Origin of the sequence: Paraburkholderia monticola (assembly GCF_001580545.1) — a bacterium.
In the GTDB taxonomy this organism is placed as follows: domain Bacteria; phylum Pseudomonadota; class Gammaproteobacteria; order Burkholderiales; family Burkholderiaceae; genus Paraburkholderia; species Paraburkholderia monticola.
On record NZ_LRBG01000035.1, the window covers coordinates 480,881 to 507,365 of the forward strand.

Consider the following 26,485-nt stretch of genomic DNA (forward strand, 5'->3'; position numbering starts at 1 on the left):
ATGGTTCTCCGTGCCGTCGATCAGAAGTACTTGGTCACGCCCGCATAGACGGCGAAATGCGGACCGTACTGCGGCGCGCCGACGCCGATTCCCGAGCCGTCGCGCAACTCGTACACGCGGTTGAATGCGTTGATCACCACCAGACGCGCGTCCAACTTGCCGATCATCGGCTCGTTGAAGTGCTGGATCACGCCGAGGTTGAACTGCGCATAGACGGGCAGCCGATCGGTGTTCGCAAAGCCGCTGCGCAGGCCGGAACCGACGATGCCATCGAGCGTGAAGGTGGTTTGGTGAAAGTCATACGCCGCGCCGAACGAGGCCGTGACGCGCTGGTCGTGATCGAGAAATACCCAGTGGTTCGAGATGAACGCCAGTTCGTCCGCATCGAAATTGAATTGCGCCGAATTGATGTTCTTGCCTTGCGCACGGCTATACGCGACGTTCAGATACGCGGAGAGGTTGTCCTGTTTGTAGCTCGCGGTGAATTCCACGCCATAGGTTTTGCCGTATTGATAGTTGAACGGCGTGTAGATCAGCGCGGAGCCGAACTGTCCTTCGTCGAGCAGGTCGGTCGATTTCTTGTAGTACGCGTCGAGCCCGAGTGTGACGGTCGAGCCGAGTTTCTGCGTGACACCGAGGTCGAAGTAGTGACTACGTTCCGGCTGGACGGGATCGTTCTGCGTCACCGAGCTCTGATTGGTCGTGCCGTTGAACTTCGATATCGTCGAGCCGGACACGAGTTCGAACGGTGGCGGTGTGAAATAGCGTGCGTAGCCGGCGTGCAGCGTCGTCGAGGGCGTGAGCGTGTAGACGAGGCCGACGCGCGGGCTCAACTGGCTCGCGCTCGTGTACTCGTCCATGCGGTCGTAGCGCAAGCCATAGTTCAGCGTGAGCCGCTCGGTCAGCTTCCATTCGTCCTGTGCGTACAGGCTGTACAGATAGCCGGTCTTGCTGCTGTTGTCCTGGATATTGAAGGGCACGTCGGAGAGCTGGTTGCCATCCGCGTCGGCGGGGAAGACCGTCACGCTGTTGTCGAATACCGCATGCTCCTGCTGGAAGAAGACTCCCGCGCGAACCGTGTGGGTGTCGCTGACGCGCCAGGTCGTATCGACCTGCACGCCGTCGGCGGTGTTGCTGTGAAAGTCCTCCGACGCCACGCCGTTGAACATCAGGTCGCCGATCGGATCGGGGTTGAACTTGATGCGGCTATAGCGCGTGAAGAACGCGACCTGGTAATCGAGCGCGCCGCCGTTTGTGCCCTGAAGCGCGAGCGCCGCGAAGTTGTTCAGCTCCGATTGCGTTTCGTTCAGTTGCGACGAATCGAACGTGCTGTGGCCGGCGAGCGCGAAGTTCGGCGTCAGCCCGGGCGTGTTCGGAATCTCGAACTGGTTGCTGGTCGCGCCGAACAACAGGCTCACGCGCGTCAGCGGATTGATCAGATACGACAGATAGCCAAACGCGTTGCCCTCGCGCGTGTGATCGTGAATCGCATTGGCGCTGGCGGTCGGATTCTCGATGCCGAGATTGTTCATGCCGAGCGAGCCGCTCAGGTAGTAGCTGAACGGTCCCTCGTTGCCGAACACGTCTGCGCTCGTTTTGACGGTCTGATGGCTGCCGCCGAATACGTCGATCGAGCCGCCGTTGCCCGCGTCGCCCGATTTCGTGCGGATATCGACGATGCCGGCCGTCCGGTAGCCGTACTGCGCGGGCAGGGCGCCCGTGAGCAGGTTCATTTGATCGATGATGCGTGTGTCGAGCGACTGGCCGAAACCGCTGATCGGCTCGGGGATGATGATGCCGTTGATCCGGTATTGCAGATTGGCGTGCTCACCGCGCACGTGCAGCTGACCGTACGAGTCGTTGGCGACGCCGGGCGCTTGCAGCAGCACCTGATTGAGCGGCGTGTTCGCGCCCGCCGGCATCGTGGCGATATCGGCCTGCGTGAAGCGGTAGACGCTGCTGCCCGTTTCGGGCAGCAAGCCGTTGCGCGCCGCGTTCAGGCGTTGGGCACTGATTTGCACGTCGAGCGTGGCGCTTTCTTGCAGTTGCACGCTGACGCTCGCCGGCGTGTCGGACTGGGCAGTCGCGATGCGGCTGCCGCTTGCAAAGCCAGCCGCCGTGACGACGATGGCGTACGTGCCGGGGGCGATGCCGTCGATCGAGAAATGGCCGCTCGCGTCCGTGCTCGATGTGCCGATGGACGCGCCGCTCGGGTCCTGTATCTGCACTGTCGCGTGAGTGATGGGATGTCCCGCTGGATCTGAGACCGTGCCCGTCACTATGGCGTTGCCCTGCGCTCCCCATGCACTCGGTACGGCGGCACAGAACACGATCGCCGCCTGCGCGGCCAGTGTGCGTTTTTTCATTGTTATTACTCGCTCGATGGACGATGCGTTGATGAAAAGAAATCTTCGGCAAAAGCTCGCCCACCTCGCCCCTGGCCGGCAGGGGAAGGACAGGCGAACTGGACGTTGACGATTCGGGCTGCGCTCGTGAGACAGCGAGCCCGTCAATCGATCAGGACTGCGTTTCGGGGAGAGAGAATGGCGACTTGGTCATAGGCGGTGAATGAGCGTGGACTGTCCGCTCATAGGTCGGACGGATTTTGTTGGACGTCGCGGCGAGCGAGTATCAAGCCACAGCGGGACCGGAACGCCTGCGTCCAGAAATGTTATAACATATCATTTGTGGCTGGCAAGTCGCCAACTAGAGACTGGGTGGCGCAACCGGCGAGGCCTTGACCCGCCGTTCAACAAAAACTTGACACCGTGCATATGCACACATAGACTTCGCTGCATGAACCGTCCTATCTCCTACGACGAATGCAACTGCTTCGCGCTGCGCCAGGCGGCGCGGCACGTCACGCAGATCTACGAGCGCCATCTCGGCAGCGTCGGGCTGACGGCTGCGCAGTTCACGATCCTCGCGAAGCTCGCGCGCGCACCGAATCTGCCGATGGCGGAGCTCGCGGAGGCGATGGTCATGGAGCGCACCACACTAGTGCGCGCCATGAAGCCGTTGCAGCGCGACGGTCTCGTGCTGGCCGAAGCGGCGGACCACGACAATCGCACGTTGCTGTTCAGCCTGACGGAAAAGGGCGAGACCACCTTCGATCAGGCCTCCGTCGCCTGGCGCGCGGCGCAGGAAGAGTTCGAAAAGCAGTTCGGCCGAGCCCGGGCGAAGACGCTGCGGGCAGAGCTGTTCAGCATCACCGGCTAGATCGGTGTAGGAACCCGCTGCGGCGGGTTTTATAACGCCGTTTGATGTGCATATGCACTAACGAGCAAAGGAAGTGCCGCGAATGGAAGCGCTCTTAGACGACGACTGCTTTGCGATCCGCCAGGCCGCGCGTCACGTATCGCAGATCTACGACCGGCATCTGTCGAATGTCGGGCTGACGATCACGCAGTTTTCGCTGCTGGGGCGCCTGAAGCGCACCGGCCCGATGACGATGAAGCAGATCGCGGAAGCCATGCGTATGCAGCGCACCACGCTGGTCCGCACGATCCAGCCGCTGCGGCGCGACGGGCTCGTATCGAGCGAGGCGCTGGGCGCGGATGCACGCGCGTTGCTGATCTCGCTGACCGCCGAGGGCGAAGCGCGGCTGGTCGCGGGCCGCGCGCACTGGCATACCGCGCAGGCCGAGTTCGAACACCGCTTCGGCGAGGAACGCGCGGCCGCGCTGCGGACCGAGCTGTTTGCGATCACCCAGGATTCGCTTTGACATCAACGCAGAAGGTAGCGGAGGCCGGCGCGTTGCGCCGTTTTTTTCAACCTGAATAGTGCATACGCACATATCGACATCATGTCCACAACTCCTTCGACCGTCGCGCCGCCGAGCGCCGTACAACCTGCGAGAGCGGCGCGGCGTATCCCGTGGATGCTGCTCGCGATCCTCTCGGTTCTCGTCGTGCTGGCGCTGGCCACGTCGTACTGGTTCTTCGTCGGCCGCTTCATCGAGACGACCGACGATGCCTACGTCGGCGGCGACGTCACGGTGATGGCGCCGAAGGTCAACGGCTTTGTCACCGACGTGCTGGTGCACGACAACGAGTTCGTGCACGCCAACCAGGTGCTCGTGCGTCTCGATGCCCGCGACTACGACGCGCGGCTCGCGCAGGCCAACGCGGAAGTGGAGAGCGCCCAGGCGGCCGTCACCGAGCTCGAAGCGAAGAAATCGCTGCAACTCGCGACGATCAACGAGCAGGCCGCGGAAGTGCGCGCGTCCGGCGCCGAGCTCACCCGCAGCGCCGCCGATCAGACCCGCTACCGCGAGCTGGTGAAAGACGATGCCGTCTCGAACCAGGTGGTCGAGAAAGCCGACGCCGATCTGACCAAGGCGCGCGCCGCGGTCGATCGCAGCAACGCGGCGCTGATTGCGGCGCAACGCCAGATCACGGTGCTCGACGCGCAGATCGGCGACGCCAAAGCGCGTATCGCGACGGCGCAGGCCGCGCAGCGCGTCGCCGCGCTGAACGTCGAGTACACGACGATTCGCTCGCCGATCGACGGCTACGTCGGCAATCGGACCGCGCGCGTCGGGCTGCTCGCGAACACCGGCGTGTCGCTGCTGACGGTCGTGCCCGCGAGCGGTCTGTGGATCGACGCGAACTTCAAGGAAGACCAGTTGCGCAAGATGCGTGCGGGCGACAGCGTCGATGTCCAGCTCGATGCGTCGAACACCCCGCTGCATGGCGTGGTCGAAAGTCTTGCGCCGGCGACGGGCGCGACCTTCAGCGTATTGCCCGCGGAAAACGCGACCGGCAACTTCACGAAGATCGTGCAGCGCGTGCCGGTGCGTGTGCGCCTCGCGGTGCCGAAGGACATGCAGGGCGTGCTGCGTCCGGGCCTGTCGGCGACCGTGAAGGTGCATATCGACGCGGACCATGCGGCCGCGCAGGGATGAAGCGATCATGACTGACGTTCTCGACAACCCGGCCGACCAGCCGACCCGCACCAAGGTCTTCGCGTTCGCGCTGATGTGCGTGGGCTTTTTCATGGCGACGCTCGATATCCAGATCGTCGCGTCGTCGCTGCGCGATATCGGCGGCGGACTGTCCGCGAGCCAGGACGAGCTCTCGTGGGTGCAGACCTCGTACCTGATCGCGGAGATCATCGTGATTCCGATGTCGGGCTGGCTCACGCGCGTGTTCTCGACACGCTGGCTCTTCACGTTCTCCTCGTTCGGCTTCACGGTGACGAGCATGCTGTGCGGCCTCGCGTGGGACATCAACTCGATGATCCTGTTTCGTGGTTTGCAAGGCGCGCTCGGCGCCGCGATGATTCCGACCGTGTTTACGACCGCGTTCGTGCTGTTTCCCGGCAAGCAGCGTTTGATCGCGTCGACGACGATCGGCGCGCTCGCATCGCTTGCACCGACGATCGGCCCGGTGATCGGCGGCTGGATCACGTCGCAATGGTCGTGGCACTGGCTGTTCTATCTGAACCTCGTGCCGGGTGTCGCCGTGACGCTGCTGGTGCCGAAGTACGTGCATATCGACCGGGTCGATCTGTCATTGCTGAAGAAGGGCGACTACTTCGGCATCGTGCTGATGTCGGGCTTTCTCGGCTGCCTCGAATACGTGCTCGAAGAAGGGCCGCGCAAGAACTGGTTCGGCGACGACGTGATCGTACTGTGCGCGTGGGTCGCAGCGATCTGCGGGTTTCTGTTCCTCGTCCATGCGTTCACCGCGAAGGAGCCGATCGTCGATCTGCGCGCGCTGGCGCTGCGCAACTTCGGTATCGGCAGTCTGCTGTCGTTCATCACCGGGATCGGGATCTTCTGCACGGTGTTTCTGACGCCGGTGTTTCTCGCACGCGTGCGCGGCTTCGATTCGTTGCAGATCGGCCTCGCGTTGCTGTCCGTCGGCTGTTTCCAGTTGCTCGCGCTCGCCGCCTACTCGACGCTCGCGCGCTTTGTCGATATGCGCATGTTGATGGTGTTCGGACTCGCGCTGTTTGGCATCGGCTGCTATCTCTACGTGCCGTTGACGAACCAGTGGGGCTGGCAGCAATTGCTGATTCCGCAAGCGCTGCGCGGTATCGGACAGCAGTTCTGCATTCCGCCGATCGTGACGATGGCGCTCGGCGCGTTGCCGCCGTCGCGGCTGCGCTCCGCGAGCGGGCTGTTCAATCTGATGCGCAATCTCGGCGGTGCGATCGGCATCGCGGTCAGCAGCACGATGCTGAACGACCGTCTGAACCTCCACTACGAACGGCTCGACGAACATCTGAACGCGGGCCGTCCGGTCGTCGAATCGATTTTGCAGAAGCAGGCCGAGTATCTGGCGGCGGTCGGCGGCGATGTACTGAACGCCGCGAATGCGGGGCTCGCCGAATTGCACGCGGCATTGATGCGTGAAGCGCTGGTGCAGGCGTTCTCCGATGCTTTTCTGGCGGTGTCGCTGTGCTTCGTGGTCGGCTTGCTGAGCGTGCTGTTTTCGCGTCCGTTCGGCAACACCGCGCCGCCGCCCGATGCCCACTAGGAGCCCAACATGAAACGGATGGTGATGAAAATAATGGCGAGCGCGGCTTTGCTGACGCTCGCGGCCTGCGCGGTGCAACCGGCGACGCACGCGGATTTGCCTCACACGGTGCAGACACTCGCGCCTACCGCCTGGAGCGTCGACGCGCCGCAGGACAGCGTGAACACCGACGCATGGTGGTCGCAATTCGGCGACCCGGTCATGCATCAGTTGATCGAATCGGTGCTGACCGGCAACCTCGACGTGCAGGCCGCGGCCGAGCGCGTCAAGCAGGCGCAGGACCTGGTGACGCAGAATCGCGCGGCGCTCGTGCCGGAGCTGGACGCGAACGCGGGCGCGTCGACCGAGCGGCAGAACACGCCGCCGCCGCTCGGCTATGTGCGGCAGGCCGGCTTCGGACTGGCTTTGAGCTGGACGCCCGACGTGTTCGGCGGCGAACGTCTCGCGGTGCTCGCCTCGCAGGCGCAGGTGTCGGGCAGCGTTGGGGCGCTGAACCAGTTGCGGCTCGCGCTGGCCGCGAACACGGCAGCCGCGTATATCGATCTGCGCTGGGCGCAGGCGCAGTTGCAGATTCTCGACGACAACGAGCAGATTCGCAGCCGGGCGCTGAAGCTGACGCAGGAGCGTCTGCATTACGGACTGTCGACGCAACTCGACGTCGCCCGCGCGCTGAACCAGCTCCAGGACTTGCAGGCGCAGATTCCGCGCATGCAATCGACCGTGCAGCATCAATTGAGTCTGATCGCCGTGTACTCGGGGCGTACGCCGGAAAGCCTCGATACGCTGCTGCTTACCGACGCGCGCGCGATTCCGGTGCCCGCGCAAAGCGCACCACAGGCGTTGCCGTCCGACGCGTTGCTGCATCGGCCCGACGTGCGTACTGCTTACGCGCTCGTCGAGCAGCGTGCGGCGGAAGTGGGGGTATCGAAAGCGCAGCGCTATCCGCAGTTCAAGATCAATCTGACGAATGGGCTGCTGGCGTCGTCGTACCTCGGTCTGCCGACGCTGACCGACAACCTGTTCAGCGCGGCCTTGAACGCGACGAGCCCGATCTTCAACGCCGGTCGCATCACCGCGAACATCGACGCGAGCGAGAGCCGCATGCGCGAATCGCAGCTCGGCTTGCAGCAGACGATGCTGCAGGCGCTCAAGGAGATCGAGGACAACCGCAGCGATCTCGTCAGCGGCGCGGTGCAGGTGGAGCGTCTGGGCGGTGCGCTCGATGCGTCAAATCATGCGCTGCGGCTGTCGACCGAGTTGTACAAGGGGGGCGCGTCGAGCTTCCTCGATGTGCTCGCCGCGCAGGAAGCGTATCTGCGCGACTCGGAGTCGCTGAATCAGGCGCGGCGCGAGCATGCGCTTTCGGCGATCGCACTGTACCGCTCGCTCGGGGGCGGGTGGGATCAAGGGGAAACGGTGGCGGCCCAGTGACCGCAGAGGGCGCCCGACGCTGACCGCGCGCGCATCACATGGCCAACTCCAACGGCACTCGAACCAGGCTACCGGGAATCAATCCCCGATATTTGCTACATTCCTGCTCAAGCACCGCATACGCGGCAGCGTCAGGATGCGCCCATCAGCGACGCGCATGATCGGCGATAACGAAATCTCTCAAGAGGTTCAAGATGCGAATTCTGGTAGTGGGAGCGGGCGCGGTAGGCGGCTACTTCGGCGGACGCCTGGCGGCGGCGGGGCAGGACGTGACCTTCCTCGTGCGCGCCGGTCGCGCGGAAAGGCTTCAGCGCGACGGTCTCGTCATCAACAGCCCGCGCGGCAATCTGGAGTTGCGCGACGTGAAAACGATTCTCGCCGGGGTCTCGGCCGAGCCGTTCGACGTCGTGCTGCTCAGCTGCAAAGCCTACAGTCTCGACGACGCGATCGATTCGTTCACGCCATTCGTCGGCGAAGAGACGGTGATCCTGCCGATGCTCAACGGCATGCGCCATATCGACATGCTGATCGAGCGCTTCGGCAAGGAGCGCGTGCTTGGCGGCCAGTGCGTGATCGCCGCGACGCTCAACGCCGAGCAGCACATCATGCATCTGAACGACATGCAGGCGATCACGTTCGGCGAACTCGTCGGCGGCACCTCGGAGCGCACCGAGGCGATTACCGAGGCGATGTCCGGCGCGAACTTCGACGTCGCGGTCAGCGATAACATCCTGCTGCGCATGTGGGAGAAATGGGTGTTCCTGGCCACATTGGCCGGGAGTACCTGCTTGATGCGCGGTTCGGTCGGCGATATTCTGGCTGCGCCTGACGGCAAGCGCGTGATCGAGAACCTGCTCGGTGAATGCCGCGCGGTGGCCGAGTACAACGGCTTCACGATGGCCGTGGACTTCGACGCGCGTGCCACCCAGGTGCTGCTGACGCCGTCGCCGCTGACCGCGTCGATGCTGCGCGACGTCGAAAACCGCTCGCATACCGAGGCGGATCATATTCTCGGCGACCTGATCTCGCGCGGCGGCGACGCGCAAAAAGGCGAGCACGGCCTGTCGCTGCTGCGCATCGCCTATAGTCATCTGAAGACGTACGAAGCGCGCCAGACCCGCACGTCCTGACGGCTCGCCGAGCACGGCGCGAGCGCGGATCGGGCGGATGCAACGCCGCCGCAACCTGACGATCGGAGGTCAAGCATGCCGACTCCCACTGGATCGGTGCCCGCGCTCAGTGCCGCTTCGGCGACCGTGTTCTCGATCGGCATCGTGTTTCTCGGCTACTGGGGCATGTACGAGCCGACCGCCTGGCACAAGGCCGACATCGCGGTCTTCGTGCTCGCGCTGGCCGGCTTCGCATGCCTCGGCCTCGTGCCGTGGATGGCGACGAGTCCCGTCGAGCCGGAGAACAGCGACTCGCGCGTGCGCATCGCGCGACATCTGTTTCTCACGGGCGTGACCTCGATCTGGCTCGCGGTGGCGGTTTCCGTGATCTTCTGACGCCCCCGCGACTTCGCGCGCCGCTTAGTCGGGCATCTTCCTGAACGACACCGCAATCCGGTTCCAGCCGTTGATCGCCACGATCGACAGCGTCAGGTCGCTGATGTCCTGCTCGCTGAAATGCGGCTTCACCGCTCCCCATAGCGTATCCGGCACGCGCGTTTGCGCGACCAGCGTGAGCGCCTCCGTCCATTTTTGTCGAGCGTGCTCGCGAGTGTGGAAGAGCGCCCAAACGGGCGTCGGCAGCGTTAAGCTTACGGTCGTCACTGGCCGTCAGAAATAACTATTTCGCCGTTCATTGAGGTAACCACTCGAATGGACATTCACATCGCCGTCGAAGGTCATCACGATCTGTCGGGACAGATTTATCGGCAGTTGCGCGCGGGGATTCTCGAAGGACGCCTCGCCGGCGGTACGCGTCTGCCGTCCACGCGCGATCTCGCGACGCAGCTCGGCGTGTCGCGCAAGACCACGCTCGATGTATTCGAGCGGCTGCTGTCCGAAGGCTATCTGAGCGCCCGTGCCGGCTCGGGCACCTTCGTCGCCGACGGGCTCGAACGGCTGCCCGTCGAGCGCTCCGCGCAGGCGCGCGCGGCGGATCACTCGCGCGAGCGGGCCGCGGCGCAAGCGAAGGCCGCCGCGCGTGCGCAGCCGCTCTGGGAGCAGATGCCCGACAGCATGCCGTTACCCAGGCCGTCGGTGGCGTCGCCGCTCGACTTCATCGGCGGCGCGACCGACAAGTCGCTGTTTCCATTCGACGTCTGGCGCCGCTGCGTGAATCACGCGCTACGCGCCCAGGCGCGCAGCCCCGGCACCTATCGTGAAACGGCCGGCGACCAGCAACTGCGGCTCGCGATCTCGCGCTACCTCGCCTTCAACCGCGCGGTGTCGAGCAACTGGGACGATGTGATCGTCACGCAAGGCGCGCAGCACGCGCTCGATCTGATGGCGCGCATCACGCTGCGGCCCGGTGAAATCGCGGCGATCGAAGACCCCGGCTATCCGCCCGCGCATGCATGCTTCACCGCGACCGGCGCGCGCGTGGTGCCGGTGCCGGTCGATCGGGAAGGTTTGATCGTCGGCAAGCTGCCGGACAAGGCACGGCTCGTCTACGTGACACCCTCGCATCAGTTTCCGCTCGGCATGCCGATGAGCCTCGAGCGTCGCGTCGAGCTGCTCGAATGGGCGCAAAAGCGCGGCGCGGTCATCATCGAAGACGACTACGACTGCGAGTACCGTTTCGAAGGCCGGCCGATGGAGCCGCTGAAGAGCCTCGATCGCGCCGGCCTCGTCGCTTACGTGGGCACGTTTTCGAAGACGATCTTCCCCGAGCTGCGAATCGGCTACCTGGTGCCGCCGGCGTCGTTGCACGGCCCGCTGCTGAAGGCGCGGCAGATCGCCGATTGTCACGGCTGCACGCTGACCCAAACGGCGCTCGCGTCGTTCATGCTCAATGGCGACTTCGCGCGCCATCTTCGGCGCATGCACAAGGCTTACGCGGCGCGCCGCGCGATGCTGCTCGAGCATCTGCAAGGCGAGCTCGCGCGCTGGTTCGAACCGATCGTACCGACCGCCGGCATTCATCTGGCGGCGCGCTTGAAGGGACCGCTCGCGTCGCTCGGTGAAGAGGCGCTCGTCGCCGCCGCGCGTGCAGCGTCGATCGGCCTCTATGGACTCGCGCCATTTAACTATCGCGTGACACCACAGCCTGGGCTGATGTTCGGCTACGGCAGCATCGCGGCCGAACATATCGACACGGCGCTGACGACGCTCGCCGGCATCCTGCCGCGCATTGCACGCTGAAACGAAGCTTGCCGCTAGCGCTGCGCAAGCGTCATCGGTTGACGCGTCAAACGAAGAATATGCCTTGATTCAAGGGACGAAAACACCTGGTCGACCCGCAGCAATCGCCTCTGAAACGCAGCCGAAACGAACTGTAACGTGCGTTACGTATGCATCATAGAGATGTCGCTGCGCGCGTTTTACCCGCTAAAACAGGCACTAAAACGCGTTGCACCGTCGGCGGCGCGCAAAAAACTTCATTGCGATACATAAAAGAGTCGCGCAAATCGCTTGAGCGCTTGTAGAATCCGGCGTTGAAGCGTGCACATGCGGTGTGCGCTTCGAGCAATTCACTGACCACAACAGGTAGGAGAAACATGCCGACTTCCGCAAAAAAGGTGGCCAAGAAGGCTGCTGCCCCGGTACCGACCAAGAAGGTTGCTGCAAAGAAAGCGCCGGCGAAGAAAGCCGTCGCAGCCAAGAAGGTCGCCGTGAAGGCGTCTGGCGCACCGTCGCCGATCAAGGACACCTTCACGAAGGCCTCGTTGGCAGCTCACATCGCTGAGCGCGCTGCAGTGGAACCGAAGACCGCCAAGGCTGTGCTGGCCGCGCTCGAAGACACGATCCTCGGCACGGTGCACAAGAAGGGCGCTGGCGAATTCACGCTGTCGGGTCTGCTGAAGATCGTCGTGCAGGCTGTGCCGGCGAAGAAGAAGCGCTTCGGCAAGGACCCGTTCACGGGTGAAGAGCGCTGGTTCCCGGCCAAGCCGGCAAGCGTGCGCATCAAGGCACGCGCGCTGAAGAAGCTGAAGGACGCAGCGTCTGCCTAAGCGCGTCGCTTGAATCAGCATCTGCATCGCAGGTGATCGAAGTCCCCGTGGTTGAAAATCCACGGGGACTTTTTTTATGCACGCGCTTCGTAGTGCTCGTCGAATCCACTGGCGAAACAACCATCGCACGCCTCATAGTGTGCTCCCTGATGGCGCTCGCGCACCTGAGTGGCGCATCATGATCCACGACAGTACGATCGAGATCATGCACTGCCTTGCGAATGCGCCGTTAGCGTGCACGTCGCCACGCTCTACGACGACAGTTTCAATGGCACAACGCTTGCTTGATCGAATGTCGAGTACCGAATGCGCAGCGCATTCGCCTTCGATTTGACAACAAGACTGGGGCTGAGATGCGATGCTATGACGAGATGCGCCATCACGACGATGGCGTACGGCCGCATTACGCGCGCTTTGAGCGATGGCTGGACAGTCAGGGCAATGAAGCGATCGCACGCAAGCGTGCGGAAGCGGACCTGCTGTTCCGGCGCGTCGGCATAACCTTCGCGGTGAACGGCGACCTGTCCGGCACCGAGCGGCTGATTCCCTTCGATCTGATTCCGCGCATCATTCCGCGCGGCGAATGGCAGACGCTCGAAGCGGGTTTGCGCCAGCGCGTGCAGGCGCTCAATCTGTTTATCCACGACGTCTATCACGATCGCAACATCGTGCGCGCCGGCATCGTGCCGGCCGAACAGGTCTATACCAACGCGCAGTATCGTCCGGAGATGCAGGGCGTCAACGTGCCGCTCGGTGTTTACGCGCATATTGCGGGCGTCGACGTGGTGCGCGCCGGCGACGAAGGCGAGTTCTACGTCCTCGAAGACAATCTGCGTGTGCCGTCCGGCGTGTCGTACATGCTCGAAAACCGCAAGATGATGATGCGGCTGTTCCCCGAGTTGTTCGTGCAGAACCGCATCGCGCCGGTCGCGCACTATCCCGATCTGCTGCTCGATACGCTGCGCTCGGTCGCGCCCGAAGGCGTCGACGATCCGGTTGTCGTCGTGCTGACGCCGGGCATGTACAACTCCGCGTATTTCGAGCATACGTTCCTCGCTCAGCAGATGGGCGTCGAGCTCGTCGAAGGCAAGGATCTGTTCGTCGATGACAACTACGTGTTCATGCGCACCACCCAGGGGCCGAAGCGTGTCGACGTGATCTACCGGCGCGTCGACGACGACTTTCTCGATCCGCTCGCGTTTCGCGCGGACTCCGCGCTTGGCGTACCGGGTCTGCTCACCGCCTATCGGGCCGGCCGCGTCGCGCTCGCGAACGCGATGGGCACCGGCATCGCCGACGACAAATCGATCTACCCGTACGTGCCGGACATGATCGCGTTCTATCTCGGCGAAAAGCCGATTCTGAACAACGTGCCGACCTATCAGTGCCGCAAGCCCGAGGATCTCGCGTACACGCTCGCGCATCTGCCGGAGCTGGTGGTCAAGGAGGTGCATGGTGCGGGCGGCTACGGGATGCTCGTCGGGCCGGCGTCGACGAAGGCCGAGGTCGAGGCGTTTCGCGAGCGGCTGATCGCGCGACCGGCCGGTTATATCGCGCAGCCTACGCTCGCGCTCTCCGCGTGCCCGACCTTCGTCGAATCGGGCATTGCGCCGCGCCATATCGATCTGCGGCCGTTCGTGCTGTCGGGCAAAACCACCACGATGGTCGCGGGCGGCCTTACGCGCGTCGCGTTGCAGGAGGGCTCGCTCGTCGTCAATTCATCGCAGGGAGGCGGGACCAAAGATACCTGGATGGTCGACTGACACGGTTGCCGGCGCCTCGCTCGCCTCGCCCGTCATGGGGCGGCAGGGCGCGACGCCCGCAACCTGATACGCCGCCAGCGGCACGCACTGCGCCGTCGGCGCTTAACGGATAACCAGCGCGAACATTCGTCGCCGACGAAGGCCTCGCGCGTTCAGATCACAGACATGGAACGCCGTCATGCTTAGCCGAACCGCCGATCACCTCTTCTGGATGGCCCGCTATATGGAGCGCGCGGAGAACACCGCCCGCATGCTCGACATCAACCTGAAGGCGCAACTGTTGCCGCAGACGCCCGAACAGGAGGCCCGCGCGCAGCGCTCGGTGCTGCGTATCTCCGAGCTCGAAAGCGCGTTCGAGCAGCGCTTCGACGAACCGACGCGCGACCACGTGCTCGACTTCATGGTCGCCGACGCGAGCAATCCGTCGAGCATTCATTCTTGCCTGCAGGCCGCGCGCGAAAACGCTCGCGCGGTGCGCGGCACGCTGACGACCGAGTGGTGGGAAACCATCAACGACACGTGGCTCGAATTCAACGAGCGGCTCTCGAGCGGGCAGGCCGCGAGCAATCCTGGCTCCCTGTTCGAGTGGGTCAAGTTTCGCTCGCATCTGTCGCGCGGCGTGACGATCGGCACTGCGCTGCAGGACGACGCGTTCTTCTTCACGCAGCTCGGCACCTATCTGGAGCGCGCCGACAACACCGCGCGGATTCTCGACGTGCGTTTCGCGAACGTCGAGCCGAATTCGCGCGACGCCGCGCGTCAGCTCGAGGACTTCTATTACTGGACCTCGATCCTGAGTTCGGTGTCGGCGCTCGAAATCTACCGCAAGGTGTATCGCGACGTCGTGACGCCCGCGCGCGTCGTGGAGCTGATGATCCTCAATCAGCAGATGCCGCGCTCGCTGCTCGCCTCGCTCGACGGCGTGTGCAGCAACCTCGCGATGCTGCGCACCTCGGGCTCGAACCAGTGCGAGCGCGTCGCCGGCAAGCTGCGTGCCGAGTTGCTGTACGCCGACATCCGGCAGATTTTCGAAAGCGGTCTGCACGCCTATCTGACGCAGTTCCTCGCTCGCGTGTTCGAGCTGGGCAATCTGGTGGCGCGCACTTATCTGATGCTGCCAGTGGCCTGACGGAGTTCTTCTCATGTACCTGACGATCCGCCACGACACCTCATATCGCTACGAAGCGACGGTTCATTATTCGATCCAGCAGCTGCGCCTGACGCCCGCGAGCGGCGCCGCGCAGGCCGTGCGGCGTTGGAGCATCGACGCGCCGGGTAAGCTCGACGCCACGCTCGACGCCTACGGCAACGTGCTGCACACGCTCGTCATCAACAAGCAGCACGACGAGATCCATCTGCGCGTGTCGGGCGAAGTGGACACGATGCCGCTCGTCGACGGCGTGCTGCGCGATCCGCCCGGACCGATTCCGCTCGAGCATTTCACTTGTGCGACGCGCCTGACCGAAGCCGACGGCGCGATCCGTGAGCTGGCCGCATCGGTGCCCACGCTGACGAGCCCGGCCGGCCTGATTGCGCTGTCCGAGCAGATCGTGCAGCGGGTCCAATACCAGCCCGGCGTGACCGCGGTTACGAGTACGGCCGCCGAGGCGCTCGCGCTCGGCAACGGCGTGTGCCAGGACCATGCGCATCTGCTGCTCGCGTGCTGCCGCGCGCGCGGCGTGCCGGCGCGCTACGTGAGCGGTTATATCGAGCCGGGCGACGTGCCGCATGGCGCGAGTCACGCGTGGGTCGACGTGTGGCTCGACGGCAAAGGCTGGATTTCGATCGACGTCACGCATGCCGCGTTTGCCAGCGAGATCTACTGCCGGCTCGCGGTCGCGCGTGACTACGAGGCGGCGGCGCCGGTGCGCGGTCGGCGCATCGGCGGGCTCGAAGAGGAGCTCGACGTGGCGGTGAGCGTCAGCACGCAGATGCCGCAGTAGCCGGGATGCAACGCCAGCGCGCGGCGCTATTTAACATTCCTGATAGTTTGGCGGGATCAGCCGACGAAACACTGCAAAAGAGGCTGAAAAAAAGGCCGTAAACACGGATAAAAGGCGCCTGCGCGTCGCATTACAATAGGCCCGTTCACCTGCCTCCTGCGGATTCCTTATGACTTACTGCGTAGCGATGGCCGTCAACGACGGCCTCGTTTTCCTGTCCGACACGCGTACCAACGCGGGCGTCGATCACATCAGTACCGCGCGCAAGATGTCGGTGTTCGAGCAACCTGGCGAGCGCCTGCTGGTGCTGCTCGGCGCCGGCAATCTGTCGATCACGCAGGCGGTCCTGCACGAGCTGTCCGAGCCCGCCGATGCCAGCGAGCCCACGCTGTGGAGCGTGCCGACGATGGCCGACGCCGCCCGCGTGGTCGGTGGCGCGGTGCGCCGCGTGCACGAGCGCGAGGCCGAGGCGCTGAACAAGTTCGGCGTCGACTTCAATTGCAGCTTCATTCTCGGCGGGCAGATCGCGGGCAACCGGATGCGCCTGTTCATGGTCTACGCGGCGGGCAATTTCATCGAGTCGTCGGCCGTGAATCCGTATTTCCAGATCGGCGAGGCGAAGTACGGCAAGCCGATCATCGACCGGGTGCTGACGCCGTCCACGCCGCTCGACGAAGCGGCGAAGTCCGCGCTGATCTCGATGGACTCGACGCTGCGCTCGAACCTGTCGGTGGGCTTGCCGCTCGATCTGCTGGTGTACGAGAAGGATGCGCTGCGCGTCACGCGTTTCGTGTCGATCGATCGCGACAACGCGTACTTCGACATGATTCACCGCACGTGGGGCGCCCGGCTGCGCCAGGTGTTCGCCGAAATTCCCGACCCGGACTGGCAGCAGTCGCTGGATGCGCCGTCGCCGCAATCGGAGCGGGCGCTGGTGATGTATCGCGCCCCGGTCGGCGCCGATGGCATCGAGCACGAGCAGGACATGCCGCCCGCGCAGATCCTCGCGCAGGCCGACAAGGGGAAGGCGCAGCGGCGCTAGCCGCCCTGGATGCGGAAGGGCCACCGGGCATCAGGCGCACCCGGCTCCGCCACCCGGCTCAGGACGAAAAAAAACCAGCCATCGGCAACGCCTTTGGCTGGTTTTTTTTGGGGCTACGCAGCTCGTCAGCTGCGTAGCGGGTCCGACTCGAAGTCCGATTAGAACTTGTGACGGATACCGACGCTGACCATGACCTGGTTGTCGGTGCTTGCCTGGTTGCCGTACGAGCCGATCGAAGCCGTCGACGACACGAGGCCGCCGCCGACACCCGGAACACGCTGTTGGCCACTTGCATGCTGCCATGCGGCAACCGTGTACACGTCGGTGCGCTTCGACAGCGAGTAGTCGCCGCCCAGCGAAACCTGGTTGTACGTTGCCACTGCGTCGCCCGTACCGCGGGTGTACGCGTAGCCGAGACCCAGCAGGGCTGCCGGCGTGATCTGGTAGCCGACGTATGCGCGGCCGACGTTGAAGATCTGCGTCGACGTGAACGTCGATTGGCCGTCCGGCTTGTAGCGTGCGTTGCTGTACGACAGGTTAGCCGTGAACGGGCCCGTCACGTACTGAGCAGCTGCCGAAGCGATGCTGATCGACTTCGCCGTGGTGTAAGCCTGGTTGATGCCAGCGTTGTTCGGGAAGTTGGTGTCGAACGTAGCGCCCGGAACCGTCGTGCTGTTCCAGCCCGTGCGGACCGGCAGGTTGGTGCTTGCGTTGTCGGTACGCAGGTAGCCGCCAGCGACGCTGAACGGACCCGTTGCGTACGTTGCCGCGCCAGCCCACGTTTGACCCGAACCCGTCGCGCCTGCGACGCCGCCCAGAGCGTACATGCCTTCGAACTGGAAGCCCGACCACACCGGCGACACATACTTCAGCGAGTTGTTCACGCGGAAGCTGTTGTCGTTGTTGTCGACGTCACCCGGCGTTGCGAACGTGCTGCCGAAGTAGTTGTCGCCCGTCAGCGGCTGGATCATGTCGACCAGCGGGTCGTACTGACGACCAGCCGTGAACGTGCCCCAGGAGTCGCCCGTCAGACCGACATAAGCCTGACGACCGAACATCAGGCCGCCCTGACCGAGCTTGCCGGTATTGATGTCAAAGCCGTTTTCCAACTGGAAAATTGCCTTCAGGCCGCCGCCGAGGTCTTCCGTGCCCTTCAGGCCGAAACGGTTACCTTGCAGGTTGCCGCCAAACATTTGAAACACATGCCCGCCAGCCGGCGTAGCGTTGTTCACGTACTGGATCGACTCATCCAGCACACCATAGAGGGTCACGCTGCTTTGCGCGTGTGCGACACCAGCGACGCCGAGGAGCGCCAGCGAGAGGGTAGACAGTGCGATTCGTTTCATCCATTTCTCCACGCAGATGATTGTTCGTTGTTGCGGAAAGCAGAATAGCTCACCGCCTCCACGGGGTAGTAATGGAAAAAAAAGAGTGTCGCCAAAAACTGACAATCGGCGCAAACCCTTGTATTTAAAGCTGATCAACGATTATTTCTGTTTGCGCAATATTTATGGGTATGGTGCGCAATATTGTTGATTCGTTGATAGTGACTGGGGAAATTAGCCCGCTATACGCATCAATTTGAATGCGCAATGTAATCTAGTCGTCTAAATGTCCGCCCGGTTTTGTAGCGAAAGCATAAAAACGACGGCGATCGAAATGACGAGGCAGGCTGGACAGAGTCAGTACGTTGTGTCCAGGCGAAACCGACCGGCCGGTCCAAAAGTGCAATCGTGGTGCATCCATCAAGGTAGCGACGACGGGAAAGGCGGTGTGCCTTGCCCGTGTCAGCGCTTGCCGCTGCCGCGGCGCGCCACCGCCGCGGCGGTGAGTCCCGCGGCGGCGGCGAGCAGCACTGAGGTCCAGGGGTTGCGTCGCACGTAGCGGTCGGCGCTCGTCGCGTGGCGACGCGCTTCGACCAACGCCGACGCCGCGAAACGAGTCGCTACCGCTTCGGCGTCGAGCACCTTGCGCGTGACGTCGACCGCCGTCTCATGCGCGGTGCGATGGTGCGCGGTCTCGATCGTTTCCGCCGACGGCGCGGCGGCCGATTGACCGTCGACCCCCGCCGCATCATGAGCCAGCGGCGCGGCATTCGCCTTGAACGTCGATGCCGCCAGCACCGACGCGAGCTTCGCGCGGCTACCCGGCGGCGCTTCGCCCTGCATGCCCCAGCCGCCACGCGGATCGTGCAGCCGGCCGCGCGCCGCCGAGAACTCCGCGCCGAGCAGCAGCACCGCCGCCGAGAAGTACAGCCACATCAGCAGCACCGCGAGCGAGCCGGCCGCGCCGAACGAACTGGCCATCCCGGCATGCGCGAGATAAAGCGCGAACAGCTTCTTGCCAGCTGTAAACAGCACGGCCGCGACGACGCCGCCCACCAGCGCATCGCGCCATAGCACCCGCGCGTCGGGCAGAAACTTGAGCAACCCGGCGAACGCGAACACCAGCACGAGCAGCCCGACGCCGAGCTGCAGCAGATTGCCGATCACGACATACGGCGAGTCGCCCCACAGCCAGTCGCCGACAGCGACGATCACCGTGTCGAGCACCAGCGACACGATCAGCAGGAACGCGACGCCGAGCACGAGCCCGAACGAAATCAGCCGCACCCGCACCATCGCCATCACGCTCGACGTGCGCGGCCCGCTGTACGGCCACACCATATTGAGCGCGCTGTTCAGCGACGAGAACGTCGCCGACGCGCCGATCGCCAGCAACGAAAACGAAATGATCGTCGCGATGCCGCCTTTGGCGCCCGCGTGATGCGCGTTCTCGACGATCGTCTGCACGCCGGCCGCGGCCTGGTTGCCGATCAGGCCGTTGATATGGCCGTACAGTTCGCCGCGCGCGGCGGCCGGGCCGAAGAACCAGCCCGCCACCGCGATGACCATCACGAGTGTCGGTGCGAGCGAGAACGCCGCATAGAAGGCGATGCTGGCGGCCAGCGCCGGACAGCGGTTCTCGGTGAACTGCCGCAGTGCGCCCATCGCCCAGTTGGCCTGCTGACGCGCGGCCAGTTGGAGGTTCTCGCGAGAAAGGGTGTCGATGTCCATGATCGGTTCTGAAACGTGACGGCGCCTTCACGGGCTTGCTTAGTTTTTGCGCAAACCTTGTGCCCGTCACTATACAAGCCGGGCGGCCCGTTGCGCGGCTGGCCGCGCATACCGCTAGAATGCGGCGGGTTACTCTCACATTTGCCCTCATCATGCATTCGCACGAACTCGTACAGCAACTGGACGTCATCGAGCGCGACCAGTGGGGCGCGCATCTGCCCGCACACGTCACCGAACAACTGCCGGCGCAGGGGATCACGGTGTTCGCCGTCACGGACGACGCCTCCGACACCGCCGCATTCAGCGCACGCTATGGCTTCGGCCTCGAAGACTGCGCGAACACGATCGTGGTCCGCTACAAGAAAGACGGCGGCGAGCACTACGCGGCGCTGGTGTCGCTCGGCTCGCGGCGGCTCGACATCAATGGCGCGGTGAAGGCGGCGCTCGGCGCGCAACGGCTGTCGTTCGCCAAGCGCGAGGCGGCGGTCGAGCATAGCCAGATGGAGTTTGGCGGCATTACCGCGTTCGGTCTGCCGGCCGACTGGCGCGTCCTCGTCGACGCCGCGGTGATGGAGCGCGCGCAGATCGTGATGGGCGCCGGCGTGCGCGCGGCGAAGCTGCTGATGGCGCCCGACGTGCTGCGGCAGTGGCCGCGCTGCGAGGTCGCCGCGTTGACGCTGCCGGCGGAGTGAAGCCCGCAACCCTGAAGTCACACTGAAGTTTTCCCCCGTCGCGCCGTTAATCCCGACAACGTCATGAAACGTTTGCGGCGCCCGCCCGCGCGGAGCGCCGCCGACTACTACAAGGGATACGGAAGATGGAACGGTTTCGCCTGAAAGTGCGGTTGTGGCTCGCACTCGCGGTGATGTGCATGGGCATTCTGGCAATCGGCCTGTGGGGCGCATACAAGACGCGCGATACGATGATCGCCGATCGCGAGGCCGAGCTGAAAAACGTGGTCAGCATCGCGTATAGCGTGCTCGATCGCTACAACGCGCTGGTCGGGGCCGGCACGATGCCGCTCGCGGACGCGCAGCGCGCCGCGATGGACGACCTGCGCGCGATGCGCTACGACGGCGCCGGCGGTTATCTCGTGCTCGAAGACAGCCACGCCCGCGTGCTGATGCACGCCACCCGCGCCGACCTGGTCGGCAAGGACATGACCACGGTCACCGATCCGGACGGGCGTCACGTGTTCAAGGAAGGCTCGGAGCAAACGCAGCGCGAAGGCGAGGCCTTCGTCCATCTGCAGTTTCCGAAGCCCGGCACCGACAAGCTCGGGCCGAAGACCAACTACATGCGGCTTTATAAGCCGTGGGACTGGACCATCGTCACCGGCGTCTTCACCGACGACATCGACGCCGTGTTCTATCGCACCCTCGCGCAATACCTGATCGCGGCACTGGTGCTCAGCGCGCTCGTGTCGCTGGTGATCGGCGTGATCGTGCGCAGCATTCTGCGCCAGCTTGGCGGCGAACCGGCGTACGCGGTGCAGATCGCGTCGCGTATCGCGGATGGCGATCTCGACGTGGTCGTCGATGCGAAGGCCGGCGACAGCACGAGTCTGCTCGCCGCGATGCAACGCATGCAGCAGCGTCTCGCGCAGGCCATCGAGCAGATTCGCGGCGGCGCGACGCTGATTGCCTCCGTATCGAACGAGATCGCCGCGGGCAACTCGGACCTGTCGCGCCGCACCGAGCAGCAGGCGGCCGCGCTCGGCGAAACCGCGTCGAGCATGGAACAGATCACCGCGACCGTGCGCCAGAACGCCGACAACGCGAAGCAGGCGAGCCAGCTCGCGCACAACGCGTCGGACACCGCGGCGCGCGGTGGCGAAGTCGTCGGCCAGGTGATCGAGACGATGCGCGGGATTTCGCAGTCGTCACACCGGATCGGCGACATCATCGGCGTGATCGAAGGGATCGCGTTTCAAACCAACATTCTCGCGTTGAACGCGGCCGTCGAGGCGGCGCGCGCGGGCGAGGAGGGCCGCGGCTTCGCGGTGGTCGCCGGCGAAGTGCGCACGCTCGCGCAACGCAGCGCGGCGGCCGCGAAGGAGATCAAGGCGCTGATCGAGGAATCGGCCGCGCAGATCGCGGGCGGCTCCGAGCACGTCGGCCGCGCCGGCCACACGATGCAGGAAGTCGTGCAGGCGGTGCGTCGCGTGAACGACATCATGGGCGAGATCAGCGCGGCGTCGGCCGAGCAGACTTCGGGCATCGAGCAGGTCAATATCGCGGTCGCGAGCATGGATCAGACGACCCAGCAGAATGCGGCGCTCGTCGAGGAAGCGAGCGCGTCCGCCGATGTGCTGAAGACGCAGACGGGGCAGTTGTCGGCGGCGATCGCGGTGTTCAGGTTGCCAGGGCAGCGCTAGTCAATCGGCCGTGCGCCTCACGCCAGGCCAATGCCCGCGCGGCTCAGCAATTGCCGGTTGCGCTCCGACAGGTTCTTCATGCGCAACTGCTTGCCGGCCTTGCGATAGCGCTCGGCGAGCCCCTGCAACGCGGCGAGCGCCGAATGATCGGCGAGCAGCAGATGACTGCAATCGACGGTCACGCTCGCCGGGTCGCGCGCCGGATCGAACCGCTCGTGAAAGCGCGCGGTCGACGCGAAAAATAGCGTGCCGCGCGGCGCGTTCGCGCCACGGGTCCGCAAGCGGATAGCTCCGCTCAGAGGCTCAGATGATCAGCCGCGACACCTTCGTGCCTTCGAGCGACACCCCGGCCATCAAGCCGGCATTGGTCAGCACGAAAGCCTGCACTGGGCTCGTCGCGGTCGACGAATCGATCGCGCCGTTCGCGCCGACCTTCACCACGGCGACGGTCGCATTCGCGCCGACTGCCCAACCCTGGCTGTGCAGGAATTCGTCGAGCGCTTCCTGCGTCATGAACAGGAACACGAGCGCCTTCGACTGCGCGCCGATCTGCAATCCGAACGAGCCCGCGGCCGTGCTGTAGAAGCCGGCCGTGCGGCCGTCGATGCGCAGCGCCCCTTCGCCATACTGTCCGCCGACCCAGAAGCCGGCCGAGATCACTGAAGGAAACACCAGCACGCCGCGCGCTTTGGAAACGAGTTCGCGCGCACCGTCGACGTTTTCGTACAGACGTTCGAGCGTCGAATCGACGCCGGCGTTGATCGCGTCGCGCTTGCCGGCGTTGGCCGAAGGCGATGCGTTCGAGGACAGCGAAGTCGTCGTGCAACCGGTGAGGCTCAGGCCTGCGACGGCCAATGCAGCGCTACCGGTCATGATGAATTGTCGTCTGCGCATGACTGTTTTCCTTTGCGTTTCTCACGCATGTTGTTCGTTATGGAAGAGGGCGACGCGTGGCCTGCCTCCCTTTGTTCTCATTTGCGCACGAGAGGTTCCGCGCGCACGGTCATGACAGCAAGCAAGTGTGCCGCGACGCCCGCATGACGGGCGTCCAGCGCTGAAATAGCAGGTCACGTGCCCAATAGCCGCACCGCCTTGCGCGCGGGCGGTGCGGCCGGTCGCAGTGGGGCATGGGTCGCCGCTCTGCGTCACGCTTCGTCGCTATGCCGTGGGGCGAATGTTCTGGTTATGGCGGAACAGATTGCGCGGGTCGTAGCGGTTCTTCACGGCGACCAGCCGTTCATAGTTAGTCCCATAGGCGTCCGCGATGCGCCCGCCTTCTTCCTGCGTCATGAAATTCACGTACACGCTGCCGAGCGCAAAGGGTCGCGACGCGTCGAAAAACGCGCGCGCCCATGCGATGCAGCGCTCGTCGTCGCGCGCATCGTCCCAGCGGCCGTGCACGTTCATCGCGTATAGCGTCTCGCGAGCCGGGTAGGCGGTCGCGTCTGCCGCCACGCGCTGCGTCTGCGCGCCGATCAGTCCGAAAAAGATCTCGCATTGCGGGGACGGCAGCGTGTCGATCGCGTGGATCAGCGCGTCGATCAGGCCATCGTCGATCCCGGCGAGATTGTGCGACTTCCAGTAGTTGCGCGCGCCCGGCGTGAGCAGCGGATCGAAGGCCTGCTGCCACATTTCGTAGGGCATCGGACCCAGATGTTCGCCGAGCGGCTTGCCGTAGCCGCGCACGGCTTCCACCGCCGCGGGGCCGTCCTGGACCGGTCCGTTGTAGCACATCGCGAACACGAGCACGGGCTTGCCGTGCACCTCTGGCGGCAGGAACGGCAGCGGCGGGGCGAGTCGCGCGACGGCCCAGACGGCCAGCTCGTCGGGCATCGACGGCGCGGCATCGCGGTATTGGATCAGTGCTTCCTTCGCGTCGGCGAGCGGCAACACGACGAGGCCGCCGTACACGGTCGGGCCGACCGCATGCAACGCGAACTCGAATTGCGTCACGACGCCGAAATTGCCGCCGCCGCCGCGAATCGCCCAGAACAGATCGTCGTTAGCGGTGGCGCTCGCGTGGTGTAGCGCGCCGTCCGCGGTGACGATATCGGCCGCGACGAGGTTGTCGATCGTCATGCCGTAACGGCGGCTCAGCCAGCCGAAGCCGCCACCGAGCGTCAAACCCGCGACGCCGGTGGTCGAGTTGATACCAAGCGGCGTAGCGAGTCCGAAGGCCTGCGCTTCGTGATCGAAATCGTGCAGCGTCGCGCCAGGCTCGACGTACGCGCGTTGCGTGTCGGGGTCGATGCGCACCGATTTCATCGCCGACAGATCGAGCACGAGGCCGTCGTCGCACAGCGCGCTGCCGCCGATGTTGTGACCGCCGCCGCGAATCGCGAGGGGCAGGTTGTTGTCGCGCGCGAACGCGACGCCGCGGCGCACGTCCGCGACGCCCGCGCAACGCAGGATCATCGCGGGCGAACGGTCGATCATTGCGTTCCAGATGCTGCGTGCCGTGTCGAAGCCCGGCGAGTCGGGCAGTAGAAGCTGGCCGCGCAGGCCGGATTTGAATTCGTCGACCGCGCTGCTGGAGATAGTAACCATCATGTACCTCGTCGGAAGGGGGAAGGCGCTAGCAGAACGCTACGCAGCAGACCAAACTCAATGCGAGGGGGAAATGAAAGCGGATTGAGAGGTTCGGCTGCGTGCAGTAAACGGGGCGGAGCGTCGAAGTCAAACAAAGGTTTACCCGTGTCTGTGGACGATCGCGCGCGGCGGCTTCGCGGGACAGGCTTTCCGGGCACGGCCCACGACGATGCGCGGCCGTGGCGCCGAAGATGGTGGAAATGCTTCGGAAAAAACGCGCGCGTAGATGTGTTGGTTATCGCATGTGCTGGTGGTTGTGCCGCGACACTTTGCGTCCAGGCAGGGGTTGCGATTGCGTGCGTACGACGTAAGCGTTGGTCGACTGTGTGAGGTAGCGCACCTCGCGACAGCGATTTCACTACGCGTGCGCGCCGCGCAGCGCCGCGCAATGTTCCGCGCGCGCGTTTCGGTGATTTTCAATGCGTCGTCTATGGGATTGCGCTCATTCGGATTTTCTCATTTTAGTTTTTATGTGCGGATGAGCACATGAATTAAAACGTCGGATGTTTGAATGGCAAGAATTAGTCCGAAAAAACCTTGTGCGGTTTTTATTTTGTCGAGCCGATCGGGTCGATATAGATAGTTTCCACTACCTGTCTGAAGAATATCGAATAGCGGCGGTTTCGGGCATTTCGGCCGATAAAGACCCTCTGGTAGGCCGAATCCGCGCTATTGCCTTGCGTGGTCTAGCGCACGGTCGCGCGATTGCGCTGCGAATAACTTCAACGTCCATCAAGTCTCGCTATGCGGTTTTAAAGATGGTGTGCGCGCATGGCTAGCCAATTCTCCCGAAGTACGTCAAATCGGACCGGGGATTTTCCGCGGGAGAAGAGTTTAGTGTGGGCGCATATTAATTCGCATATAGCGAAGCTGGATGGCGGTTTTGAATTTTCGTTTTCTTGAGGAGCGGAGATTCACTCGTTTATTGGACCGGTCATTCTGGATGAAATAATTAGGAGAGTGAAATGAAAAAGCAAAACGGGGACGCGTGGATTCTGGGCACGCGGCGGGCGGCCCTGGCAGTGGCGGTCAGTCTTTATGCGGCGATGGCCGGTGCGCAGACCACTACGGGGAGCGCCGCCGAGTCGGCAACGAATTCCGGAATGATGGTGCTCGCCGAGGCGAGTCCGCACGGCGGGTGTCCGTCGGGCGGCGGCCCGGGCTGCACGTCGCAAGGAGGCGGTGCGGCCAGCGCGGGCGCTTTCGGCGTCGCGGCCGCGGGGCTCGGCACGACGTCGTCCCCTGGTTCGACGGCGGGCAATGGGACCTCATCGACGGGCGCAAACAGCAGTGGCGGAAATAGCTCGGCGAACTCCGGCCCTGGCGGGGTGGGCTCGGGCAATACCGGCGGCAACACGGGCAGTGGCGGTTCCGGCGACAACGGTAACAGCGGCGCGGGTAGCGGCGGTGATGGCGGATCGGGCAATGGCGGCACCGGCGGCGATGGCGGCGGTGATACGGGCGGAGACGGCGGGGACAGTGGTGGAGATGGTGGGCATGGACATGGCCACGGGCATGGGCATGGACATGGTCATGGTGGGGATGGTGATGGTGATGGCGGTCATGGCCATGGCCACGGTGGCGATGGTGACGGCGATGGCGGTCACGGTCATGGCCACGGTGGCGATGGTGACGGCGATGGCGGTCACGGTCATGGCCACGGTGGTGATGGTGACGGCGAT

General features: G+C 64.3%; 23 protein-coding genes and 1 pseudogene. 16 read left to right on the plus strand and 8 right to left on the minus strand.

The window, feature by feature from the left end; all coding sequences use genetic code 11:
- Window positions 1–20: 20 nt before the first annotated feature.
- Entirely contained in the window at window positions 21–2,366 is a 2,346-nt protein-coding gene (locus CI15_RS23000) for a TonB-dependent receptor (protein WP_062131539.1), read from the minus strand.
- A 430-nt stretch (window positions 2,367–2,796) separates the two neighbouring features.
- On the opposite strand from CI15_RS23000, the gene CI15_RS23005 reads away from it, so the two are divergent.
- The 7 genes from CI15_RS23005 (at window position 2,797) to CI15_RS23035 (ending at window position 9,421) form a co-directional block, all read left to right on the plus strand.
- Entirely contained in the window at window positions 2,797–3,219 is a 423-nt protein-coding gene (locus CI15_RS23005) for a MarR family winged helix-turn-helix transcriptional regulator (RefSeq protein WP_062131542.1), read from the plus strand.
- Window positions 3,220–3,301: 82 nt separating this feature from the next.
- A complete protein-coding gene (locus CI15_RS23010; protein ID WP_062131545.1) occupies window positions 3,302–3,724 on the plus strand; it encodes a MarR family winged helix-turn-helix transcriptional regulator in 423 nt (140 codons plus the stop codon).
- An 81-nt stretch (window positions 3,725–3,805) separates the two neighbouring features.
- The gene (locus tag CI15_RS23015; protein ID WP_174543254.1) at window positions 3,806–4,906 is read left to right on the plus strand and encodes an HlyD family secretion protein; all 1,101 of its coding nucleotides are present in this window, start codon (window positions 3,806–3,808) and stop codon (window positions 4,904–4,906) included.
- 7 nt (window positions 4,907–4,913) lie between these two features.
- The gene (locus CI15_RS23020; protein ID WP_062131675.1) at window positions 4,914–6,485 is read left to right on the plus strand and encodes a DHA2 family efflux MFS transporter permease subunit; all 1,572 of its coding nucleotides are present in this window, start codon (window positions 4,914–4,916) and stop codon (window positions 6,483–6,485) included.
- Window positions 6,486–6,494: 9 nt separating this feature from the next.
- The gene (locus CI15_RS23025) at window positions 6,495–7,916 is read left to right on the plus strand and encodes an efflux transporter outer membrane subunit (RefSeq protein WP_062131552.1); all 1,422 of its coding nucleotides are present in this window, start codon (window positions 6,495–6,497) and stop codon (window positions 7,914–7,916) included.
- A 194-nt stretch (window positions 7,917–8,110) separates the two neighbouring features.
- A complete protein-coding gene (gene panE, locus CI15_RS23030; protein ID WP_062131555.1) occupies window positions 8,111–9,046 on the plus strand; it encodes a 2-dehydropantoate 2-reductase in 936 nt (311 codons plus the stop codon).
- A gap of 75 nt (window positions 9,047–9,121) precedes the next feature.
- On the plus strand, window positions 9,122–9,421 hold the full coding sequence (locus CI15_RS23035) for a hypothetical protein (protein WP_062131558.1): 300 nt from the start codon (window positions 9,122–9,124) through the stop codon (window positions 9,419–9,421).
- 24 nt (window positions 9,422–9,445) lie between these two features.
- Here CI15_RS23035 and CI15_RS37165 read toward each other — a convergent pair whose 3' ends face one another.
- Window positions 9,446–9,688 carry a carboxymuconolactone decarboxylase family protein gene (locus CI15_RS37165; protein ID WP_062131561.1) on the minus strand — a complete coding sequence of 81 codons (243 nt, stop codon included), beginning with the start codon at window positions 9,686–9,688 and terminating at the stop codon, window positions 9,446–9,448.
- A gap of 48 nt (window positions 9,689–9,736) precedes the next feature.
- Here CI15_RS37165 and pdxR point away from each other — a divergent pair, with 48 nt between their 5' ends.
- Window positions 9,737–11,224 carry a MocR-like pyridoxine biosynthesis transcription factor PdxR gene (pdxR, locus tag CI15_RS23045; RefSeq protein WP_062131564.1) on the plus strand — a complete coding sequence of 496 codons (1,488 nt, stop codon included), beginning with the start codon at window positions 9,737–9,739 and terminating at the stop codon, window positions 11,222–11,224.
- A gap of 154 nt (window positions 11,225–11,378) precedes the next feature.
- On the opposite strand, the gene CI15_RS36650 is transcribed toward pdxR, so the two are convergent.
- Window positions 11,379–11,582: a hypothetical protein gene (locus tag CI15_RS36650; RefSeq protein WP_153041167.1), complete on the minus strand. Its 204-nt coding sequence runs from the start codon at window positions 11,580–11,582 to the stop codon at window positions 11,379–11,381.
- Between CI15_RS36650 and CI15_RS23050 the strand changes: the two genes are divergently transcribed.
- From CI15_RS23050 to CI15_RS23070, 5 genes are all read left to right on the plus strand, one after another.
- Window positions 11,581–12,033, plus strand: a complete 453-nt coding sequence (locus CI15_RS23050) for an HU family DNA-binding protein (protein WP_062131567.1) — start codon at window positions 11,581–11,583, stop codon at window positions 12,031–12,033. The two genes, CI15_RS36650 and CI15_RS23050, sit on opposite strands and share 2 nt — an antisense overlap.
- Before the next feature lie 353 nt (window positions 12,034–12,386).
- Entirely contained in the window at window positions 12,387–13,796 is a 1,410-nt protein-coding gene (locus CI15_RS23055; protein ID WP_062131570.1) for a circularly permuted type 2 ATP-grasp protein, read from the plus strand.
- A 178-nt stretch (window positions 13,797–13,974) separates the two neighbouring features.
- Window positions 13,975–14,925, plus strand: a complete 951-nt coding sequence (locus CI15_RS23060; protein ID WP_062131573.1) for an alpha-E domain-containing protein — start codon at window positions 13,975–13,977, stop codon at window positions 14,923–14,925.
- 13 nt (window positions 14,926–14,938) lie between these two features.
- Window positions 14,939–15,739: a transglutaminase family protein gene (locus tag CI15_RS23065; RefSeq protein ID WP_062131575.1), complete on the plus strand. Its 801-nt coding sequence runs from the start codon at window positions 14,939–14,941 to the stop codon at window positions 15,737–15,739.
- Between the two features lie 169 nt (window positions 15,740–15,908).
- The gene (locus tag CI15_RS23070) at window positions 15,909–16,781 is read left to right on the plus strand and encodes a proteasome-type protease (protein WP_062131578.1); all 873 of its coding nucleotides are present in this window, start codon (window positions 15,909–15,911) and stop codon (window positions 16,779–16,781) included.
- Between the two features lie 158 nt (window positions 16,782–16,939).
- Here CI15_RS23070 and CI15_RS23075 read toward each other — a convergent pair whose 3' ends face one another.
- Together CI15_RS23075 and CI15_RS23080 are read right to left on the minus strand one after the other, a co-directional pair.
- Entirely contained in the window at window positions 16,940–18,127 is a 1,188-nt protein-coding gene (locus tag CI15_RS23075; RefSeq protein WP_062131581.1) for a porin, read from the minus strand.
- A gap of 441 nt (window positions 18,128–18,568) precedes the next feature.
- Window positions 18,569–19,837 carry a YihY/virulence factor BrkB family protein gene (locus CI15_RS23080; RefSeq protein WP_062131584.1) on the minus strand — a complete coding sequence of 423 codons (1,269 nt, stop codon included), beginning with the start codon at window positions 19,835–19,837 and terminating at the stop codon, window positions 18,569–18,571.
- 152 nt (window positions 19,838–19,989) lie between these two features.
- Here CI15_RS23080 and CI15_RS23085 point away from each other — a divergent pair, with 152 nt between their 5' ends.
- Together CI15_RS23085 and CI15_RS23090 are read left to right on the plus strand one after the other, a co-directional pair.
- On the plus strand, window positions 19,990–20,529 hold the full coding sequence (locus tag CI15_RS23085; RefSeq protein WP_062131586.1) for a YbaK/EbsC family protein: 540 nt from the start codon (window positions 19,990–19,992) through the stop codon (window positions 20,527–20,529).
- A 125-nt stretch (window positions 20,530–20,654) separates the two neighbouring features.
- Entirely contained in the window at window positions 20,655–22,214 is a 1,560-nt protein-coding gene (locus CI15_RS23090) for a methyl-accepting chemotaxis protein (RefSeq protein WP_062131589.1), read from the plus strand.
- Between the two features lie 17 nt (window positions 22,215–22,231).
- Here the strand turns inward: CI15_RS23090 and CI15_RS23095 are convergent.
- From CI15_RS23095 to CI15_RS23105, 3 genes and pseudogenes are all read right to left on the minus strand, one after another.
- A pseudogene (locus CI15_RS23095) lies at window positions 22,232–22,471 on the minus strand (STAS domain-containing protein); the annotation flags it as partial.
- 46 nt (window positions 22,472–22,517) lie between these two features.
- Window positions 22,518–23,108 (minus strand): BPSL1445 family SYLF domain-containing lipoprotein, encoded by a 591-nt coding sequence (locus CI15_RS23100; protein ID WP_062131595.1) that lies wholly within the window; start codon window positions 23,106–23,108, stop codon window positions 22,518–22,520.
- A 264-nt stretch (window positions 23,109–23,372) separates the two neighbouring features.
- Window positions 23,373–24,761 carry an FAD-binding oxidoreductase gene (locus CI15_RS23105; RefSeq protein WP_062131598.1) on the minus strand — a complete coding sequence of 463 codons (1,389 nt, stop codon included), beginning with the start codon at window positions 24,759–24,761 and terminating at the stop codon, window positions 23,373–23,375.
- A gap of 1,467 nt (window positions 24,762–26,228) precedes the next feature.
- On the opposite strand from CI15_RS23105, the gene CI15_RS36655 reads away from it, so the two are divergent.
- On the plus strand, window positions 26,229–26,485 hold a 257-nt coding region (locus CI15_RS36655; RefSeq protein WP_153041168.1), incomplete at its 3' end, for a hypothetical protein.

Coding starts and splice junctions, on each gene's coding strand:
- CI15_RS23000 (WP_062131539.1), bottom strand. CDS start 2,366: ATGAAAAAACGCACACTGGCCGCGCAGGCGGCGATCGTGTTCTGTGCC.
- CI15_RS23005 (WP_062131542.1), top strand. CDS start 2,797: ATGAACCGTCCTATCTCCTACGACGAATGCAACTGCTTCGCGCTGCGC.
- CI15_RS23010 (WP_062131545.1), top strand. CDS start 3,302: ATGGAAGCGCTCTTAGACGACGACTGCTTTGCGATCCGCCAGGCCGCG.
- CI15_RS23015 (WP_174543254.1), top strand. CDS start 3,806: ATGTCCACAACTCCTTCGACCGTCGCGCCGCCGAGCGCCGTACAACCT.
- CI15_RS23020 (WP_062131675.1), top strand. CDS start 4,914: ATGACTGACGTTCTCGACAACCCGGCCGACCAGCCGACCCGCACCAAG.
- CI15_RS23025 (WP_062131552.1), top strand. CDS start 6,495: ATGAAACGGATGGTGATGAAAATAATGGCGAGCGCGGCTTTGCTGACG.
- panE (WP_062131555.1), top strand. CDS start 8,111: ATGCGAATTCTGGTAGTGGGAGCGGGCGCGGTAGGCGGCTACTTCGGC.
- CI15_RS23035 (WP_062131558.1), top strand. CDS start 9,122: ATGCCGACTCCCACTGGATCGGTGCCCGCGCTCAGTGCCGCTTCGGCG.
- pdxR (WP_062131564.1), top strand. CDS start 9,737: ATGGACATTCACATCGCCGTCGAAGGTCATCACGATCTGTCGGGACAG.
- CI15_RS23050 (WP_062131567.1), top strand. CDS start 11,581: ATGCCGACTTCCGCAAAAAAGGTGGCCAAGAAGGCTGCTGCCCCGGTA.
- CI15_RS36650 (WP_153041167.1), bottom strand. CDS start 11,582: ATGTTTCTCCTACCTGTTGTGGTCAGTGAATTGCTCGAAGCGCACACC.
- CI15_RS23055 (WP_062131570.1), top strand. CDS start 12,387: ATGCGATGCTATGACGAGATGCGCCATCACGACGATGGCGTACGGCCG.
- CI15_RS23060 (WP_062131573.1), top strand. CDS start 13,975: ATGCTTAGCCGAACCGCCGATCACCTCTTCTGGATGGCCCGCTATATG.
- CI15_RS23065 (WP_062131575.1), top strand. CDS start 14,939: ATGTACCTGACGATCCGCCACGACACCTCATATCGCTACGAAGCGACG.
- CI15_RS23070 (WP_062131578.1), top strand. CDS start 15,909: ATGACTTACTGCGTAGCGATGGCCGTCAACGACGGCCTCGTTTTCCTG.
- CI15_RS23075 (WP_062131581.1), bottom strand. CDS start 18,127: ATGAAACGAATCGCACTGTCTACCCTCTCGCTGGCGCTCCTCGGCGTC.
- CI15_RS23080 (WP_062131584.1), bottom strand. CDS start 19,837: ATGGACATCGACACCCTTTCTCGCGAGAACCTCCAACTGGCCGCGCGT.
- CI15_RS23085 (WP_062131586.1), top strand. CDS start 19,990: ATGCATTCGCACGAACTCGTACAGCAACTGGACGTCATCGAGCGCGAC.
- CI15_RS23090 (WP_062131589.1), top strand. CDS start 20,655: ATGGAACGGTTTCGCCTGAAAGTGCGGTTGTGGCTCGCACTCGCGGTG.
- CI15_RS23100 (WP_062131595.1), bottom strand. CDS start 23,108: ATGCGCAGACGACAATTCATCATGACCGGTAGCGCTGCATTGGCCGTC.
- CI15_RS23105 (WP_062131598.1), bottom strand. CDS start 24,761: ATGGTTACTATCTCCAGCAGCGCGGTCGACGAATTCAAATCCGGCCTG.